This window comes from Bifidobacterium longum subsp. infantis ATCC 15697 = JCM 1222 = DSM 20088 (assembly GCF_000269965.1).
Classification (GTDB): Bacteria; Actinomycetota; Actinomycetes; order Actinomycetales; family Bifidobacteriaceae; genus Bifidobacterium; species Bifidobacterium infantis.
On the sequence record NC_017219.1, the window covers coordinates 1,957,406 to 1,970,768 of the forward strand.

Here is a 13,363-nt window from a genome sequence, read left to right on the forward strand (position 1 = left end):
TAAGCAAGCTGGTCGATGTTTCACCCGCCCTGTTGATGGTCAAGATCAACAGGGCGATTCTTTTTTCTATTGCAGGAATTGCCTGTGGGCCGTTTCTGACAATGAATACCGTATCGGCCGTTTGCCGTGTTCCTGCAGGAGGCCGAGGCCGAGGAGCGCGTTGATGGAGCTCATGAGCCTGGTGTTCCCGGCTTCGAGAAACGAGCACAGTTCCTTGCGAGATGCCGGTTGCGGGTTGTTGTCGAACAGTTCAATCTGAAGCAGGTAGAGCAGGATGTCCTTCTGGTCGCCGGACAGGCGTTTCTGTTCGGCGTAGTCGTTGAGCTTGTCGTAGGCGGCCTTCAGGGAGCCCCATTTGTTCCCCAGATCGGAGATGATGTTTTTCTGCGCGGTGATGATGAACTTCACCATCCGGTAGCAGAACAGGGACACGTCGGAGCAGTTCAACGGGAACTGGGCGTCGTCGAACGCCTTGTAGTACTGACCTTTGGCGTCGGCTATGACGGGGCTGAGCGATATCGCGGTGGGCACGCTCAGATGCTTGCTCAGCTGCAATGCCAGCAGGAATCGCCCCGTCCTTCCGTTGCCGTCGTAGAACGGGTGGACGTATTCGAAGGCGTAGTGGCACATCACGGCCCGGAGCACCGGCGGTATGTTCGAGTCGGTGAGCAGGGTTATCCATTTGGTGAGTTGCACCTGGATCTCCGATTCGGGGTATGCGCCGTCGTGGAGTTTGCGCCCGTTGCCGTCGTCCCACACGGAGACCGTTCCCTTTCGGAACAGTATGCCGTCCGGTTTGTCCTTGTCGGCTATCTCGCCGTCGGTGACCTGGTCGTAGATGTTCCTGATGTCCTTGAGCTCGTGGGGCAGTTCGAGCTGTTCGCCGTCCTCTCCGGACAGTCCGAGGAACAGTTTCGCGAATTCGGTCAGCCGTTTGTGGGGGCCCTCGCCCGCGGCCGATTCCAGTGCGTCGGCTATCTCCTTGCGTGTGGTGTGCACGCCTTCGATGGTGTTGGTGCTTTGCACCTCGGCTCCGATGAGGTCGAACAGGTAGGCCCGTTTGGCGATGTTCGGCAGGTCGTTCCACAATGATTCGACGCTTCCTTCGAGTTCCCTCACGGTGTCGAGGGCCGTGCCGAGTTCCCTGAAGCATACGGCGAACATCTCGTGTCCGTCGAACGTGATTCCGGAACGGAACGTGGACCATCCGTTGACCCGTGACTCGTATTCGCGTTGGGCGGCGTCCGTGGGTTTCTCCGTGGACCGGGACATGTTGATGGTCTGCCGGATGCTTTTGTAGTCCATCTCTCCTATCACCTCGTTTCGCGTTGTATCGATGTTTGGAATACGAATATTACTCTTCTATGTATCGAAAACGCCGGAAATCGATATATAGACAATCGGAATCTGTTCTCAATGAGCCCAAAACGGAAGAAAACAGATTATAGAGTCAGCCCTGCTGGCGTTGCAGCGCCGGCAGGGCATTTTTTATCTATCTCTTCAGCTTTCGATCCGCCTGACCTCGCTTCGAATTTCCTCAGCAAAGGCATAGATACCATTAAGATCATCGATTGGCCGGCGCTCGCATTTCTTTTCTGCGTCGAAGAGTCCAATGTATTTCTGCTTGGTGTTGAAGAACAAGCGCGCGACCGGCTTGCGATTGTTGTCATCAAGGAAAATCGCGCAATACTTCTTTGCGTCACGCATGGTGATTCGGGCTGGATCAACCTCGCTGCAGGCAATGGCCTTTATAATTCGGTATGCCGCAATCTCCTCTTCGGTGGTCACGATGCCATCGTCTTCGGTGTCGTCGTTCTGTTCATCGGCGGCATCGTCCGTTTCGTCTTCGGCGGCTGGTCCGACTTTGATGTCGTCTGCGCCCAATGCGGTCTTCAGCCGGTCGTTGACCTGATCGGAGAGGAACCTTTTCAACGCCTTTTCGACGAGCGGCCTGAACTTATCCATGACAGTCTGACGGAATGCGCCGTCATAGACGTGGGCCGCAAGCAGCTTCACGAAGTCGTCGGACGGCTCCTTGAATTCATCGGAAACCGCCCGTTTCAATGCGCCGACGTATTTCAGTTCTTCCGCGCTGCTGGCGATTGATTCGATGTCGAATGCCGGTTTCGTGAGCTTCTTTAGTTCCGGCAATATGGTTTCATCGATATCCAACAGGTCAAGCACGAGGAACGGCTTGGAATCCATGCGGTTCGGCTCATCGATGTCCATATAGAAATTCCATACCTGGCCATTGGTGAGTACGCCGATTCGTGCGCGTGTAGTGGCAAAATACCGATATAGCTGGCTCGCGTTTTCGAGAGAGAGCTGTGCCCCTACTTTTTTGCATTCAATGAGGATCTGCACCTGCTCATCCAGCACCAAGGCATAATCGACTTTTTCGCCTTTCTTCACGCCGACGTCGGCGGTGAATTCGGGGACCACTTCCGTGGGGTTGAACACGTCGTAGCCGAGCACTTGGCCGATGAACGGCATGATGAACGCAGTTTTGGTTGCTTCTTCCGTCTCGATTGAGTCTTTGAGGTCTGCGACTTTCGCCGCAACGCTCTTGACCGATTCCTCGAATTCCATATGTTTCACCTTTCTAGTAGAGCACTGTCGTGCAGCCAGTTTTTGTATGCCCGGATTACCCAGGGCATGACGTTTAATTCTCTTGCTATCGCGCATTCGTCGTTGCCGTATAGGATTTCGGCAGTAACGTAGTCGGCTTGGCTTATGAGCATTCGAGCAGCCTCCACGTCTGCGCGTTGTTCTGTATATCGGTCCGAGTGTCCTCCTTTATCTTGGTGTTTCGCGTGGCTTACTTCGTGGGCAAGTACGCATCGGTATTGCGTCGGCGTGAGATTGTCCGCTATGTAGATGGTTTCAGTGCGCGCGTCATATAGACCTTGATAACCGGATTGCATCGCAGTCACTACGATTCGGGCGTACCGCCTGGCTTCCTGTTCTATGTTTATCGTCATGGCATCTCCTCGTAGGCTTCCTGTTCGGCTTCGGTGTCGCCACGTTTCGCCGCCATCTCCAAGATGTTGTTAATGGACTCCTGCACTTGCGCCTGTTCTGCGGCTTCGGCCAATACGAGCATGGGGTCGCGCCCGAGTGCCCTGGCGAGCTTGTCTATGTCGCCGGTGGTGAGTTCTGTGTCTCCGCGCATTTTGCGGAAATAGCTGGATCTTTTTAGCCCTGATTTTTTCAAAAGCTCATTAACTGTCATATGCGCGTCAAGGCGCGCGTTTTCAAGCGCCTGAATTACCTGGTCGGTGAATGCTGCCATTTTCTCGGTCATGTAATAAAAGTACCGTTTTTTGGGACTTTTTGCACTTTGTGACCATATTAGGGCGTGTCGCAGTCCCATATATGGCACTATTTGGACTGTGCCAAATATGAGACTCGATGAAACCTCCACCCGAATCATTCGGGCAGTGAAGGCCGAAGCCGCCCGCTGCGGCAAAGACGGAAGCAGCCTAGCTGAGGCATTGGGCCGCAATCCGAAGTATGTCTACGACCGCTTCTCTTTCAAAAAGGACTTCTCCACCCGAGACCTCGGCGAGATTGCCGATTATCTCGGCATCACGACTCAGGACATCATTCGCTCCGCGGCGTTTGACGCGCAGATTCATGCGAAGGAGGTGGCGTGATGGTGTGGTGGAAGCACAATCGTCAGGCATGCCAGTCCGGACAGGCCGAGGGGCCGATGCCGACACCGTTGCCCTGTCCGTTATGCAACGGCCATGCCGAGGCGGTGATGGATTCGTGGACGTCAGGCGGATACGGATACGACTTCGAACGCTGGGGCTGCCGTTGCGGGGAATGCGGATACGGGTACTACGGCGGCAACCAGCTCTCGCCGTCCGACGAACGGCAGGCCATCGAACGGTGGGACCAGCAGGTCGAGGAAGCGTTGAAGATCATCGCGGAACCGTTGGAGGAATGCCCGTCATGCCATTGCGTCCCGAAGGTCGGGAAAAGCGACGGCGAGGCATTCCTCCAATGCCCGAAATGCCTCAAAATCGCACGCGGCGGCAACCCCATAGAGACCAAGGACAAGTGGAACCGCTTGTGCCTTCAGCGGAAGGCGATGAGGCTCAAAGCCAAACGACAGGCCGCGCAGTTGGAACGAATCATCGGAAAGGACGCGGAGTGATGGATGCGAATTCAATCATTTGGGTCTGCGCGATCATCTGCGTGGTCTGCGCCTTCATCAACGCCAGCATTCGGTGAATAGTCATCGGCCGGCAGCATATCGTCCAATTTCTTGAGGAAGGAGGGAACGTCCATCATGGCATCGTGTCTTATCCAATGCGCGAACTGCAGCAACCGTCGGAATGGTCTCGGCATATGCGAGAACAGGGAAGACCAGCGCAGCAAAGGCCGCGTGGTGGTATGGATATGCCTTGATCCCTTCAACGGGTCACGCATTACTGGATACTCCTTGTACACCACGCGTCCCAATCGCGTGGGCTGCGGGGTCCACAGCACCTTCACTCCGAAATCACATGACGAAACAATGCTCATCATGTCCAGGACGACGAAGAAACGCTCTCCCGGCATCACCCTGTTGATCTTCTGCTGCACCACCAGCTGCTTGAACTGCTGTCCGGGAAAATCGTATTCGTTTACGACGATGCCCTTCATGTTGATTCCCTCAGCCGTCACGGAGAACGCTGGACCATCACCACTGTTCGTCACAATCACCACCATCGTAGTGTTCGATTTCAGAATCCTGCTCCCCGCTGCCTGTACCTGCGCGACCGGTATCGGGTCGATCATGACGTCCGCTGTTGACGTGACGCTTACGGTCCACTCCGCTTCAACTCTGTTTCTCATCGACCACCAGAGGTTGAAGATCGTCAGACAGATCGTTATCGCGGTGAACACCAATCCGATCAGCACTGACGGGGTCTTGCTCACCTCCATCATGAACGTTCCCCAATTAATCATTCTTCCCTCCGTTGGCCGTGTTTTGAATGTCGCAGTTCCAAGCCTACCGGCGGAGGGACCTTATACGGAAAGAGAAAAACATGAACGCCAAAGAGTATGGCCACCACGCGGGTGGCTACCGGAAGGCCGATGGTGGCCCGTCACGCAGATTCATGCGCGGGCTAGTGGTTTGCGCCGTCGTGCTCGCCTTCTGCGTCGGCTGGATTCTAAGCCATGCGGGTTGCGCGCATCCCATCGGCAACGGTTTGGCCGCGCTCATGGGCTTCGGGTTCGTTCCACTCAGACTGATCGCACTGGTGTTGAGCGAGGCGGGCATCGAATAAGTCTTGCCGGACGGCGTAGAAAACCAGCCGGCCAAGCGGAAGGAAAACCGAATAACCCTCGTTGATAACTGAAAAAAACAACTGACAGATACGGTGTCGGTTTTCTTGGACCGGCGGGGCGTCGGCTTTGGTCTATTCTCCGGCGTCCCGCTTCGGGCGGTGCAGGTTGCCCCCAGTCAAGATCGCGTAGGTCATGTATGCGCGGCAAAGACCGGGACCACGGTTCGATTCCGTGGCCGTCCACGACCGCAAGGTTACGCAAAAAAGGAAAGCCCCAGCGGCTACTGGGGCGGAAAGAAACTCCAATGGAAAGGATACCCCAATGAGTGCGCCATTACCAAACCTGATGACGGTGGAACAGCTCGCCGAACACTACGGGAAGGCGAAGAAGACCATCCAGAACAAGCTCACGCGAGGCTGGGGGCCGACGCCGGTCACCGACCCCGACACCATGCAGGTGCTGGGCTTCGAGGTCGAGGAGGTGGCCCGTTTTGACCGCATCAACAAGCAGACGCGCAAGCAGCGCCTCTACGCCTGACGTGCCGAACGACATGCGACTTGCGGTCGCGGACCGGCTGCTCACCAACCTTGACATCCTGACCGCATATCCCACCCGGCAGTCGCTGGCGAGCCTCATCGGATTATCCATCCACGAGGCCGGGCTCACGCTCACACCAGAGACGCCGTTATGAGCACGGCAACGTTGACCGCGCCCATAACGGACGAGGGGATGCGCATGACGCCCGGCGAACTCATAGAAGAATTCTACAAACGTCTGGCCGATTTGAACACGGACATGCGTAACCCCCGCATCTATCTGGTACCGAAGCCGGGTGTCATCACGGTCGACCGGCCGTCGCGCAGGGTCTCGGCGGTCGTGGAATACGCAGACAAGAAACATTTCAGAAGGAGTAGGTGATGGCCGGAGAGACGACGCTCACCATTGTGGGCAACCTGACGGCGGACCCGGAAATCCGCACGATCGGCACCGGGGCGACGGTCGCGAATTTCACGGTCGCTTCCACGCCGCACGTATGGAACCGTCAGACGAACCAGTACGAGGACGGTCAAACCCTGTTCATGTGCTGCAGCGCATGGCGCGACCTCGCCGCCCACATCGCCCAATCGTTGAAGAAGGGCGTGCGCGTGATCGTGACGGGCCGTCTGTTACAGCGCTCCTACCAGGCGCAGGACGGGGTGAACCGCACGATCGTGGAACTGCAGGTGGACGAGATAGGCCCGAGCCTGCGTTACGCGGTCGCGGCAGTGGCCAAGCAGTCCAAGCCCAACGGCTTCCAAAACAACCAACAGGGTCAGCAGTCGTATTCGGGTGGCTCCACGTACGGCAATCCGCAACAGTCGGGCTGGCAGCAGGCCGCGCCGCAACCAGCCGCCAACGACCCGTTCGGCCAACCGCAACAACCGCAATCGCAGGAGCAGGATCCGTGGGCCTCCAGCCAGCCCGCTCCTCCGGCCGATGGGCCGGACGACCCGGAATTCTAAAGGAGGATCCTCATGTCGATATCCATAGTGGACATTCCCGTCTCCCAACTGGAGCCGAACCCGCATAATCCGCGCAGGGACGTGGGCGACGTAAGGGAGCTGGCGGACAGCATCAGGGCGCAGGGCATCAAACAGGAGCTGCTGGTCACCCCGTCCGGCGACCGGGACGGCAGGCCCATGTACCGCGTGGTCATCGGGCATCGCAGGCTCGCGGCCGCGAAGATTGCCGGCCTGGACATGGTGCCGTGCCGCGTGGAGGAGCTGTCGGCGCGCGAGGAACGCGAGCTGATGCTCGTGGAGAACACGCAGCGCGTGGACCTGACCCCGTTGGAGGAGGCCGACGGCTATCAGGGGCTCCTGGACTTGGGTGTGAAGGTCAAGGAGATGGCCGAACGCACCGGGCGCAGCATGAGACTGGTGCGCGGCCGGCTGAGAATAGCGTCCATCCCCCGATCGGTGCGCGAGGCGTCGCCCGCGTTCGCGCAACTGTCGCTCTCCGAGTTGGAGGACATCGCGGAATTCGACGGCGACGAGAAGGCGCAGGCCAGGCTCGCCGCCAAGGCCGGTTCCGATGATTTCGAATGGCAGCGCAATCAGCTGCGCCGCGAACGCGACCGGCGCGAATGGGTGGAGGCCGCGCGCCTGTGGGCCGAAAGCAACGATCTGCCCATGCTGCCCGACAACCTCAAACCGGAGGACATGTGGGCGAACCCGACAGGCTACGAGAGGCAGCGGCGTTTCGCCCAGGATTATCCCGGCCCGTTCTCCAAGCAGTGGAGGGACTGGCAGGCCGAGGGCGCGCATCCCGGAGTGGTCATCCGCTTCTTCGACGACTCGGGAAGCGTCGTGGCCTACACGCCGGCGAAGAAGACAGCCGAGGAGAGGGAAGACGGGAAGGCCGAGGCGAAACGCCGGATGGAACGGGAGCGCCGCCACGGGGTGCGGGAGCTCGCCCAGGCGTCGGCCGAACTGCGCTGCGAATGGATCCGAACAACCGTTCCCGTGTTGAAGGCGGACGTGCTGCGCGACATGACGGAACGCCTGACCCTGTTGGAGCTGATGGGTGCCGGCGATTCGATGAGAGGCACGAGCCTGGACCCGAACGGGTGGATGCGCATGGTCAAGGCGTACTCCCTGTTCGCCAGACCGTTGCCGGTAGTGGACGAGGACCCGGAGCATGGCGTGTACACGCTCAACATCGCCGAAAACGCGGCGGAACTGCGCCGCCGCCAGTCGGTTCCCTCCCGTCGGGGCGTGGAGCTTCTGCTCCTGCTGCTGGCCCGCCGCGAGGGCGCGATAGACACGGACACGTGGGACCGTGAGGCCTACCAGTGCGACCTCAAGGGTTTGAACGCCTACTACGAGGTGCTGGAATCGGCCGGCTACGCGGTGTCGGACGCGGAGAGGAAGGGGCTGGAGCAGTGAACACGAAAGTGGTTATCAGGGTGCGCAACGGCGATGACGCGCCGGTGAGCGTGGAGCGTCTCGTGGTGGATTCACGCGCCGAGGTGGGTGCGGGGGTTACGCCGATGCTGCTCTCGGACATGCTGGCCCTGTTGGACGATTCGTGCCATGTGACCGATGTGGAGATCAGGAGGGCGGAGCCGTGAGCATCGAACTGGTGGCGAAGGCCAAGAAGACCCGATTGCACGGGGACAGCACGGCGAAACTGCTGCTTATCGTGCTCGCGGATTACGCGAACGACGAGGGCATGGCGTGGCCGAGCGTGAAGACCATGGCGGAGGAGACGGAGAAGAGCGAGCGCAGCATCCAACTGCTGTTGAGGAAGCTCGAACAGATGCGTCTGATCCGCAAGGGGGACCAGAAACTCGTGGCCAAATACGCGAAGGGACGCCGACCGGTCGTCTACAAGCTGTTTCCGAAGGCCAAAAAGGGCGAAACCCCAGTGGAAGCAACGGTTGAGAGGGGTGAAACCCATTGCACCCCTGAAACAGGTTGCACCGGTGAAACCCACTTCACCCGAGGGGTGCAACCCGCTTCACCCCACGGGTGAAACCCACTTCGTTTCAGGGGTGAAACCCACTTCACCCAAACCGTCACAGGAACCGTCAATAGAACCGTCAAGAGAGAGTACGCGCGCCAGCAAAACCGAAAAACCCGACACCACACGACTCCAGGCGCTCGCCAACCTCACCCCCGACCAGTCGCACCGGCAGCTCGCCGACGAAATCGGACTCGACCTGGATGCCGAACTCGCCAAGTTCCGCGACCATGCGATAGCCGGAGGCCACCTGCCGGCAGACCCGGCGGCGGCGTTCCGCAACTGGCTGAGACGCGGCCGCGAACTCAGACTCGGCAACACCAATCGAGCCGAACCGGCGCTCGCAGGCGGCTTCGCCCATCCCACGCCGCCACCCCGGAAACCCCACCGGCACAGCTACGGGTGCACGCACGTGCTCAACCTGCTGAACCGTGACGCGCCGGACAACGACCCGCTGGCATTGCAAGCGGCGGAACTGCTCAACCAAGGAAAAACCGAAACCGAGGCGCTCGCCGCCTTGGGACTCATGAAGGACGATTTGGAGGAAATCGCATGACCAGGAAAACCGAAGCCCTCTTGTGGGTGGACATCGAGACCACCGGCACGGATCCGCGCCACGACCTGATGCTGGAAATCGGCTTGAGGTGCACGAGCATGGACGCGAAAACCGAGTACGCGCGTTACGAGTCGGTGATAAAACCCGGCGTTCTGCCCACGGACAGGAGTTTCGCCTACGCGCATCGGATGCATGAGGAGAACGGGCTCATCGACGAGGTCATCGACGCGAGCCCCGAACTGTGCTCCACGGCGCGTGTGGCGCTCGCCGTCATCGATTTCACCCAGTCGATGGCGGAAACGCATGTGCTGCATCCGGCGGGCACGAACATGATGGGCTTCGACCTGCCGTTCTTGGAGCATTACCTGTTCACCGAGGACCAGTGGGGGCGTTTCCACCGACTGCTCTCCTACCGCGCGTTGGACATGACCGCCATCCGGTTGACCCAAACCGCGTTGGGAGCAGACCCGTACGAGCATTACACGCAGACGAAATCGCATCGTGTGACGGACTGCCTGGACATGGACATCAGCGAATACATCGAATGGCTGGACCTCGTCAAATGAGCCGCACCAACCCCACACGGGAAACACACAGGCTGACCGCCAGACGAGACCACTACCGGTGCCTGCGATGCGGCAACGAATTGGACCACATCTGGAGCGGCCACAGCCTCCACCACCGGCACATGAGAAGCCACCCGTTCCCCGGACTGCATTCGCCAGCCAACCTCATCCATTTGTGCGGCTCCGGCACCACAGGCTGCCACGGATGGGTACACAACCATCCCAAAACGGCGATGGCATACGGGTGGATCGTCAGCGGATACAACGACCACCCCGAAACCGTCCCCGTATGGGACGCGCACCAAGGCTGGCTGCTCCTCGACAACCAGGGCGGATACACGCTCTGCGACCGGGACGGCAACCCCAGATAACACACGCAAGCAAACCGACACGGAAACAAGCCGGCGCTCGCCGGCTAAGGGAAGGGAAGCATGACGTTCGAACAGACGAACGAGAAGCAACGCCAACGCATGAAGGCGGACGCCAGGTCGCACATGGAAGCGGCCCGGATGATACTGGCCAGCCCGCTCTACGCGAGGCTCAGGGGCGGCGAGGACCTGTACACGGCCGTCTGGGCGTTGTGGGAATCACTCGCCGGCACGGGATTGTCGAACATGAAGGCGGGCGCGGTATGCCACGCATGCAAGACCCGTGACCTCGACCAATTGGATTGGGCGCTCACATCGATAGCCGAAACCGGGTCGATACGATCATCCTCCACACCCACCAAACACCCATTGCACTGCACCAACTGCGGCAAGGAATGCAGGCCGCACGCCGGCACCGCGATCCTCTGCAAACAATGCAAGGAAAACCTCCGAAGAAGAAAAACAAAACCATGAACAACCTGGACAAGTACATAGCCCGATGCCGGCTCAACCTCGAACCCCACCACCTCCAACCCGCAGACGAAACCGACGACAAACATTGCATCATCTGCGACATCAGCGGCGCTCGCCGGCATATCCGCATGGACGGTCTATGCATCAACTGCCACCTCAAATGGAGACGCAAACACGATCCCGCATACCGCAAACGGGTCAACGACTACCAGCATCGATGGCAACAGGAGCATCCCAACGAATTCCGCGAAATGAAACGCCGCTACGAGCAGAGGAAACGAGCAAAGGAACACCAATGAGCGTCAAAACCTACACAGACTCCACCACACGAATCATCACCAAAACCATCGAAGAACACGTCTGGGAAATCCACTGCGACGCCATCGGATGCAACAACAGCCTCGAATTCCGGGAAAACCAGGACACCGGAGACATCACAGCAGACGGCGACTACACCGGCCCCGACATGGACACCGAATGGCTCGACGTCCACGACACAGACACCGCCATCCAAACCGCACTCCAACACGGCTGGCAAGAAGGCAACAAAGGCCTCCAACGAGGCCACCTCTACTGCCCCACACACAACGAAAACCAATAAAACACCAACAACCAAAAAAGAAACAACGCCGGCGCTCGCCGGCATAGGGAAAGGAGAGCCGATGACCGCACTGCTTGTTGGACGATTGCGCGAACTCGCGACGCAGACCCATCTGCTCGAGAAGAAAGTGGATGCTCTCGGCTGGATGGCCGCCAACGGCCCGCAGACATTGAAATCAATGCCCCGCGCCCAGGCGCATCTCATGCTCGCCGAATGCGATCTGCTGGACGCAATCGAAAACAACGAAAAGGAGGAGAATGACAATGAGTGAGAAACCCTTCTGGGAGGGCAAGACCTGCGAGGAGATGGCCGGACTGCACGTCAAGGCCGTGTTCAAAAACGGTGTCACGATTACTGGCCAGCTCAGCCGTTTCGGCGGTATACCCATATCCACCGAAGGCATGAACAGTCCCATCCCGATCTCGTCCAACACGTTAAATTTCCGACCTCACAGGGAAATCTCCTCCGTCGAACTGTTGGATTCCCTAGAGTATGAGCGTATCGACAATATCGAAGACGTGCGCGAAGGCGATATTTTCGTTGCCAAAGACTTGAACCGATACTCCGTCTGCTCCGTCCTCCGCAAGGAACATGGCGAGGACAATATCATTCAAGTGCATGTCGTAGGTGTCGGCCAGTTCGCTATTCTACGTAGCGCTTTCTCGTATGCTCTCCGCCCGAAGCCTCAACTTCCCAACCATGGCGGACTTTGGTTAGACAAAAACGGGAAAACATGGATTGTATCCGATGACAGCACTATGCTTTACGACCCCAAATCCATAACGTGGCTCGGCTTCATCAGTCCGACCAGATCGATACTCGGGGGGATATCCTATGGAACTCATGGCGACGCTGCAATTAAACTCGCCCCATTCCGCCCGGCAAAGGCGGTGGAAGCATGAGCAATCGTATCGTGAAATTGCCCTCGGTTGAATCTTTCGGCCGTCTCACGCCCGACAAGTGGCTTTTGTTGAAGACGCTTGAGGAGGCGGCGGAGATGGTGCAGGCCGGTGCCATCGGCACCGACAGACCCGAGCGGCATTGGCCAGGAGTTCGATGACCATGCGAATTGCCTCGCCTGCTTCGGGGTGAACGTGGGCGGCGAGCTTGGCGATGACCGGGACAGGGCGAAGGTCGGATGGATAGGTTACGTGCGCGACCAGCGCCGCCAGGCCATGCTCGGTGAACTGGCTGACGTGTTGCAGACGGTCGGCAACCTGATCGCCGCGTTCGGTATCACCGACGAAGAAGTGGCACAGGCGATGGACGACTGTCTGGAACGCAATCGGGAAAGAGGTCGGCTGTGAGCATCATCAGTAGTGAGGCGGAACGCCTCTATCCCACTCTCACGATCGATTCCACGCATGACGCACTGGCACAGGTCTACACCAGTGACGATTTGCAGGAGGCGTACATGGCCGGAGCCTCACGCCAGCACACGGACGAGGAAATCAGGGCGGCTTGTCTGGCAATCATGCCCTATGTGATATCCCAGCCGTCACAACAGGTGTTCGATTTCCTCACGAAGGCACCCGGCGCATATCCCGGCCAGGAAATCGTGCGGAAGGTCATTGAGGCAATGCAAAGAAAGGCAACGGAAGAATGAATCTTTTAGATGAAACCAAGAGTGCGATCTCACGAAGCAAGCATTCGGCCGATGACGTTCGATTCGTAGGCTCCCGCGACGAGAAGCTGGGAATTCCGTGGAGTCAGGCCGAAAAGGTGCTCGACATCGATTACGACGACGGATACGGCAGTCAGGAGATAGCCGCCGATCTGGTCGTGGCGTTCACTGATGGCGGGTTCTTGCGCCGCGAGGAATACGACGGCAGCGAATGGTGGGAGTACGAGCCTCCGTTCAGAGTCCCGACATCGCAGAAGCCGTTCAAACTCGTGAAGCTGACCAGCTATTCCACACGGTTGCTTGTGGACATCAATTACCCGATGGAGGCAACGGAGGAATGAGCGACATGAGGAGCTTCATCAAGGTTGAGCACAGTCGTTTCACTCA

At 58.6% G+C, this 13,363-nt stretch carries 27 protein-coding genes; 22 read left to right on the forward strand and 5 right to left on the reverse strand.

Annotation, left to right across the window (positions count from 1 at the left end):
* Positions 1-66: 66 nt before the first annotated feature.
* From BLIJ_RS09245 to BLIJ_RS09260, 4 genes are all read right to left on the reverse strand, one after another.
* Positions 67-1,305, reverse strand: coding sequence for a Fic family protein (locus tag BLIJ_RS09245; protein WP_012578077.1), 1,239 nt, complete (start codon positions 1,303-1,305; stop codon positions 67-69).
* A 195-nt stretch (positions 1,306-1,500) separates the two neighbouring features.
* A complete protein-coding gene (locus BLIJ_RS09250) occupies positions 1,501-2,685 on the reverse strand; it encodes a type I restriction enzyme HsdR N-terminal domain-containing protein (protein ID WP_231837828.1) in 1,185 nt (394 codons plus the stop codon).
* Positions 2,595-2,981 (reverse strand): ImmA/IrrE family metallo-endopeptidase, encoded by a 387-nt coding sequence (locus BLIJ_RS09255; RefSeq protein WP_042988522.1) that lies wholly within the window; start codon positions 2,979-2,981, stop codon positions 2,595-2,597. Before BLIJ_RS09255 ends, BLIJ_RS09250 begins: the two co-directional genes overlap by 91 nt.
* Positions 2,978-3,304 (reverse strand): helix-turn-helix domain-containing protein, encoded by a 327-nt coding sequence (locus BLIJ_RS09260; protein ID WP_014485024.1) that lies wholly within the window; start codon positions 3,302-3,304, stop codon positions 2,978-2,980. The genes BLIJ_RS09255 and BLIJ_RS09260 overlap by 4 nt, the downstream gene beginning before the upstream one ends.
* Before the next feature lie 97 nt (positions 3,305-3,401).
* Between BLIJ_RS09260 and BLIJ_RS09265 the strand changes: the two genes are divergently transcribed.
* Positions 3,402-3,656, forward strand: coding sequence for a hypothetical protein (locus BLIJ_RS09265; RefSeq protein WP_012578081.1), 255 nt, complete (start codon positions 3,402-3,404; stop codon positions 3,654-3,656).
* A complete protein-coding gene (locus BLIJ_RS09270) occupies positions 3,656-4,162 on the forward strand; it encodes a hypothetical protein (RefSeq protein WP_012578082.1) in 507 nt (168 codons plus the stop codon). Before BLIJ_RS09265 ends, BLIJ_RS09270 begins: the two co-directional genes overlap by 1 nt.
* An 11-nt stretch (positions 4,163-4,173) precedes the next feature.
* Here the strand turns inward: BLIJ_RS09270 and BLIJ_RS09275 are convergent, their stop codons facing one another.
* The gene (locus tag BLIJ_RS09275) at positions 4,174-4,938 is read right to left on the reverse strand and encodes a hypothetical protein (RefSeq protein ID WP_126386338.1); all 765 of its coding nucleotides are present in this window, start codon (positions 4,936-4,938) and stop codon (positions 4,174-4,176) included.
* A 101-nt stretch (positions 4,939-5,039) separates the two neighbouring features.
* Between BLIJ_RS09275 and BLIJ_RS09280 the strand changes: the two genes are divergently transcribed.
* From BLIJ_RS09280 to BLIJ_RS09365, 20 genes are all read left to right on the forward strand, one after another.
* The gene (locus tag BLIJ_RS09280; protein WP_012578084.1) at positions 5,040-5,282 is read left to right on the forward strand and encodes a hypothetical protein; all 243 of its coding nucleotides are present in this window, start codon (positions 5,040-5,042) and stop codon (positions 5,280-5,282) included.
* Positions 5,283-5,604: 322 nt separating this feature from the next.
* Positions 5,605-5,820: a hypothetical protein gene (locus BLIJ_RS09285; RefSeq protein WP_014485027.1), complete on the forward strand. Its 216-nt coding sequence runs from the start codon at positions 5,605-5,607 to the stop codon at positions 5,818-5,820.
* Positions 5,821-5,833: 13 nt separating this feature from the next.
* Positions 5,834-5,974, forward strand: a complete 141-nt coding sequence (locus tag BLIJ_RS14630; RefSeq protein WP_155392801.1) for a hypothetical protein — start codon at positions 5,834-5,836, stop codon at positions 5,972-5,974.
* Positions 5,971-6,201 carry a hypothetical protein gene (locus BLIJ_RS09290; protein WP_012578086.1) on the forward strand — a complete coding sequence of 77 codons (231 nt, stop codon included), beginning with the start codon at positions 5,971-5,973 and terminating at the stop codon, positions 6,199-6,201. The genes BLIJ_RS14630 and BLIJ_RS09290 overlap by 4 nt, the downstream gene beginning before the upstream one ends.
* On the forward strand, positions 6,201-6,785 hold the full coding sequence (locus BLIJ_RS09295; protein ID WP_012578087.1) for a single-stranded DNA-binding protein: 585 nt from the start codon (positions 6,201-6,203) through the stop codon (positions 6,783-6,785). The genes BLIJ_RS09290 and BLIJ_RS09295 overlap by 1 nt, the downstream gene beginning before the upstream one ends.
* Positions 6,786-6,797: 12 nt before the next feature.
* Positions 6,798-8,210 carry a ParB/RepB/Spo0J family partition protein gene (locus BLIJ_RS09300; protein WP_012578088.1) on the forward strand — a complete coding sequence of 471 codons (1,413 nt, stop codon included), beginning with the start codon at positions 6,798-6,800 and terminating at the stop codon, positions 8,208-8,210.
* The gene (locus tag BLIJ_RS09305) at positions 8,207-8,395 is read left to right on the forward strand and encodes a hypothetical protein (RefSeq protein ID WP_014485030.1); all 189 of its coding nucleotides are present in this window, start codon (positions 8,207-8,209) and stop codon (positions 8,393-8,395) included. The genes BLIJ_RS09300 and BLIJ_RS09305 overlap by 4 nt, the downstream gene beginning before the upstream one ends.
* The gene (locus tag BLIJ_RS09310; protein WP_012578089.1) at positions 8,392-8,799 is read left to right on the forward strand and encodes a helix-turn-helix domain-containing protein; all 408 of its coding nucleotides are present in this window, start codon (positions 8,392-8,394) and stop codon (positions 8,797-8,799) included. Before BLIJ_RS09305 ends, BLIJ_RS09310 begins: the two co-directional genes overlap by 4 nt.
* 19 nt (positions 8,800-8,818) lie before the next feature.
* Entirely contained in the window at positions 8,819-9,343 is a 525-nt protein-coding gene (locus tag BLIJ_RS09315; protein WP_012578090.1) for a hypothetical protein, read from the forward strand.
* Entirely contained in the window at positions 9,340-9,909 is a 570-nt protein-coding gene (locus BLIJ_RS09320; protein WP_012578091.1) for an oligoribonuclease, read from the forward strand. Before BLIJ_RS09315 ends, BLIJ_RS09320 begins: the two co-directional genes overlap by 4 nt.
* Positions 9,906-10,280 carry a hypothetical protein gene (locus BLIJ_RS09325; protein ID WP_042988526.1) on the forward strand — a complete coding sequence of 125 codons (375 nt, stop codon included), beginning with the start codon at positions 9,906-9,908 and terminating at the stop codon, positions 10,278-10,280. Before BLIJ_RS09320 ends, BLIJ_RS09325 begins: the two co-directional genes overlap by 4 nt.
* Before the next feature lie 60 nt (positions 10,281-10,340).
* Complete coding sequence (locus tag BLIJ_RS09330; RefSeq protein WP_012578093.1) at positions 10,341-10,751, forward strand: hypothetical protein; 411 nt, start codon at positions 10,341-10,343, stop codon at positions 10,749-10,751.
* A complete protein-coding gene (locus BLIJ_RS09335; RefSeq protein WP_012578094.1) occupies positions 10,748-11,050 on the forward strand; it encodes a hypothetical protein in 303 nt (100 codons plus the stop codon). The genes BLIJ_RS09330 and BLIJ_RS09335 overlap by 4 nt, the downstream gene beginning before the upstream one ends.
* Positions 11,047-11,352, forward strand: a complete 306-nt coding sequence (locus BLIJ_RS09340) for a hypothetical protein (protein WP_012578095.1) — start codon at positions 11,047-11,049, stop codon at positions 11,350-11,352. Before BLIJ_RS09335 ends, BLIJ_RS09340 begins: the two co-directional genes overlap by 4 nt.
* A 61-nt stretch (positions 11,353-11,413) precedes the next feature.
* Positions 11,414-11,623 (forward strand): hypothetical protein, encoded by a 210-nt coding sequence (locus BLIJ_RS09345; RefSeq protein ID WP_012578096.1) that lies wholly within the window; start codon positions 11,414-11,416, stop codon positions 11,621-11,623.
* Positions 11,616-12,254: a hypothetical protein gene (locus BLIJ_RS09350; protein WP_014485033.1), complete on the forward strand. Its 639-nt coding sequence runs from the start codon at positions 11,616-11,618 to the stop codon at positions 12,252-12,254. The genes BLIJ_RS09345 and BLIJ_RS09350 overlap by 8 nt, the downstream gene beginning before the upstream one ends.
* Complete coding sequence (locus tag BLIJ_RS15065; protein WP_014485034.1) at positions 12,251-12,412, forward strand: hypothetical protein; 162 nt, start codon at positions 12,251-12,253, stop codon at positions 12,410-12,412. Before BLIJ_RS09350 ends, BLIJ_RS15065 begins: the two co-directional genes overlap by 4 nt.
* Entirely contained in the window at positions 12,363-12,659 is a 297-nt protein-coding gene (locus BLIJ_RS09355; RefSeq protein ID WP_012578098.1) for a nucleoside triphosphate pyrophosphohydrolase family protein, read from the forward strand. Before BLIJ_RS15065 ends, BLIJ_RS09355 begins: the two co-directional genes overlap by 50 nt.
* Entirely contained in the window at positions 12,656-12,958 is a 303-nt protein-coding gene (locus BLIJ_RS09360) for a hypothetical protein (protein WP_012578099.1), read from the forward strand. The genes BLIJ_RS09355 and BLIJ_RS09360 overlap by 4 nt, the downstream gene beginning before the upstream one ends.
* Complete coding sequence (locus BLIJ_RS09365) at positions 12,955-13,317, forward strand: hypothetical protein (RefSeq protein ID WP_012578100.1); 363 nt, start codon at positions 12,955-12,957, stop codon at positions 13,315-13,317. Before BLIJ_RS09360 ends, BLIJ_RS09365 begins: the two co-directional genes overlap by 4 nt.
* Positions 13,318-13,363: the final 46 nt, after the last annotated feature.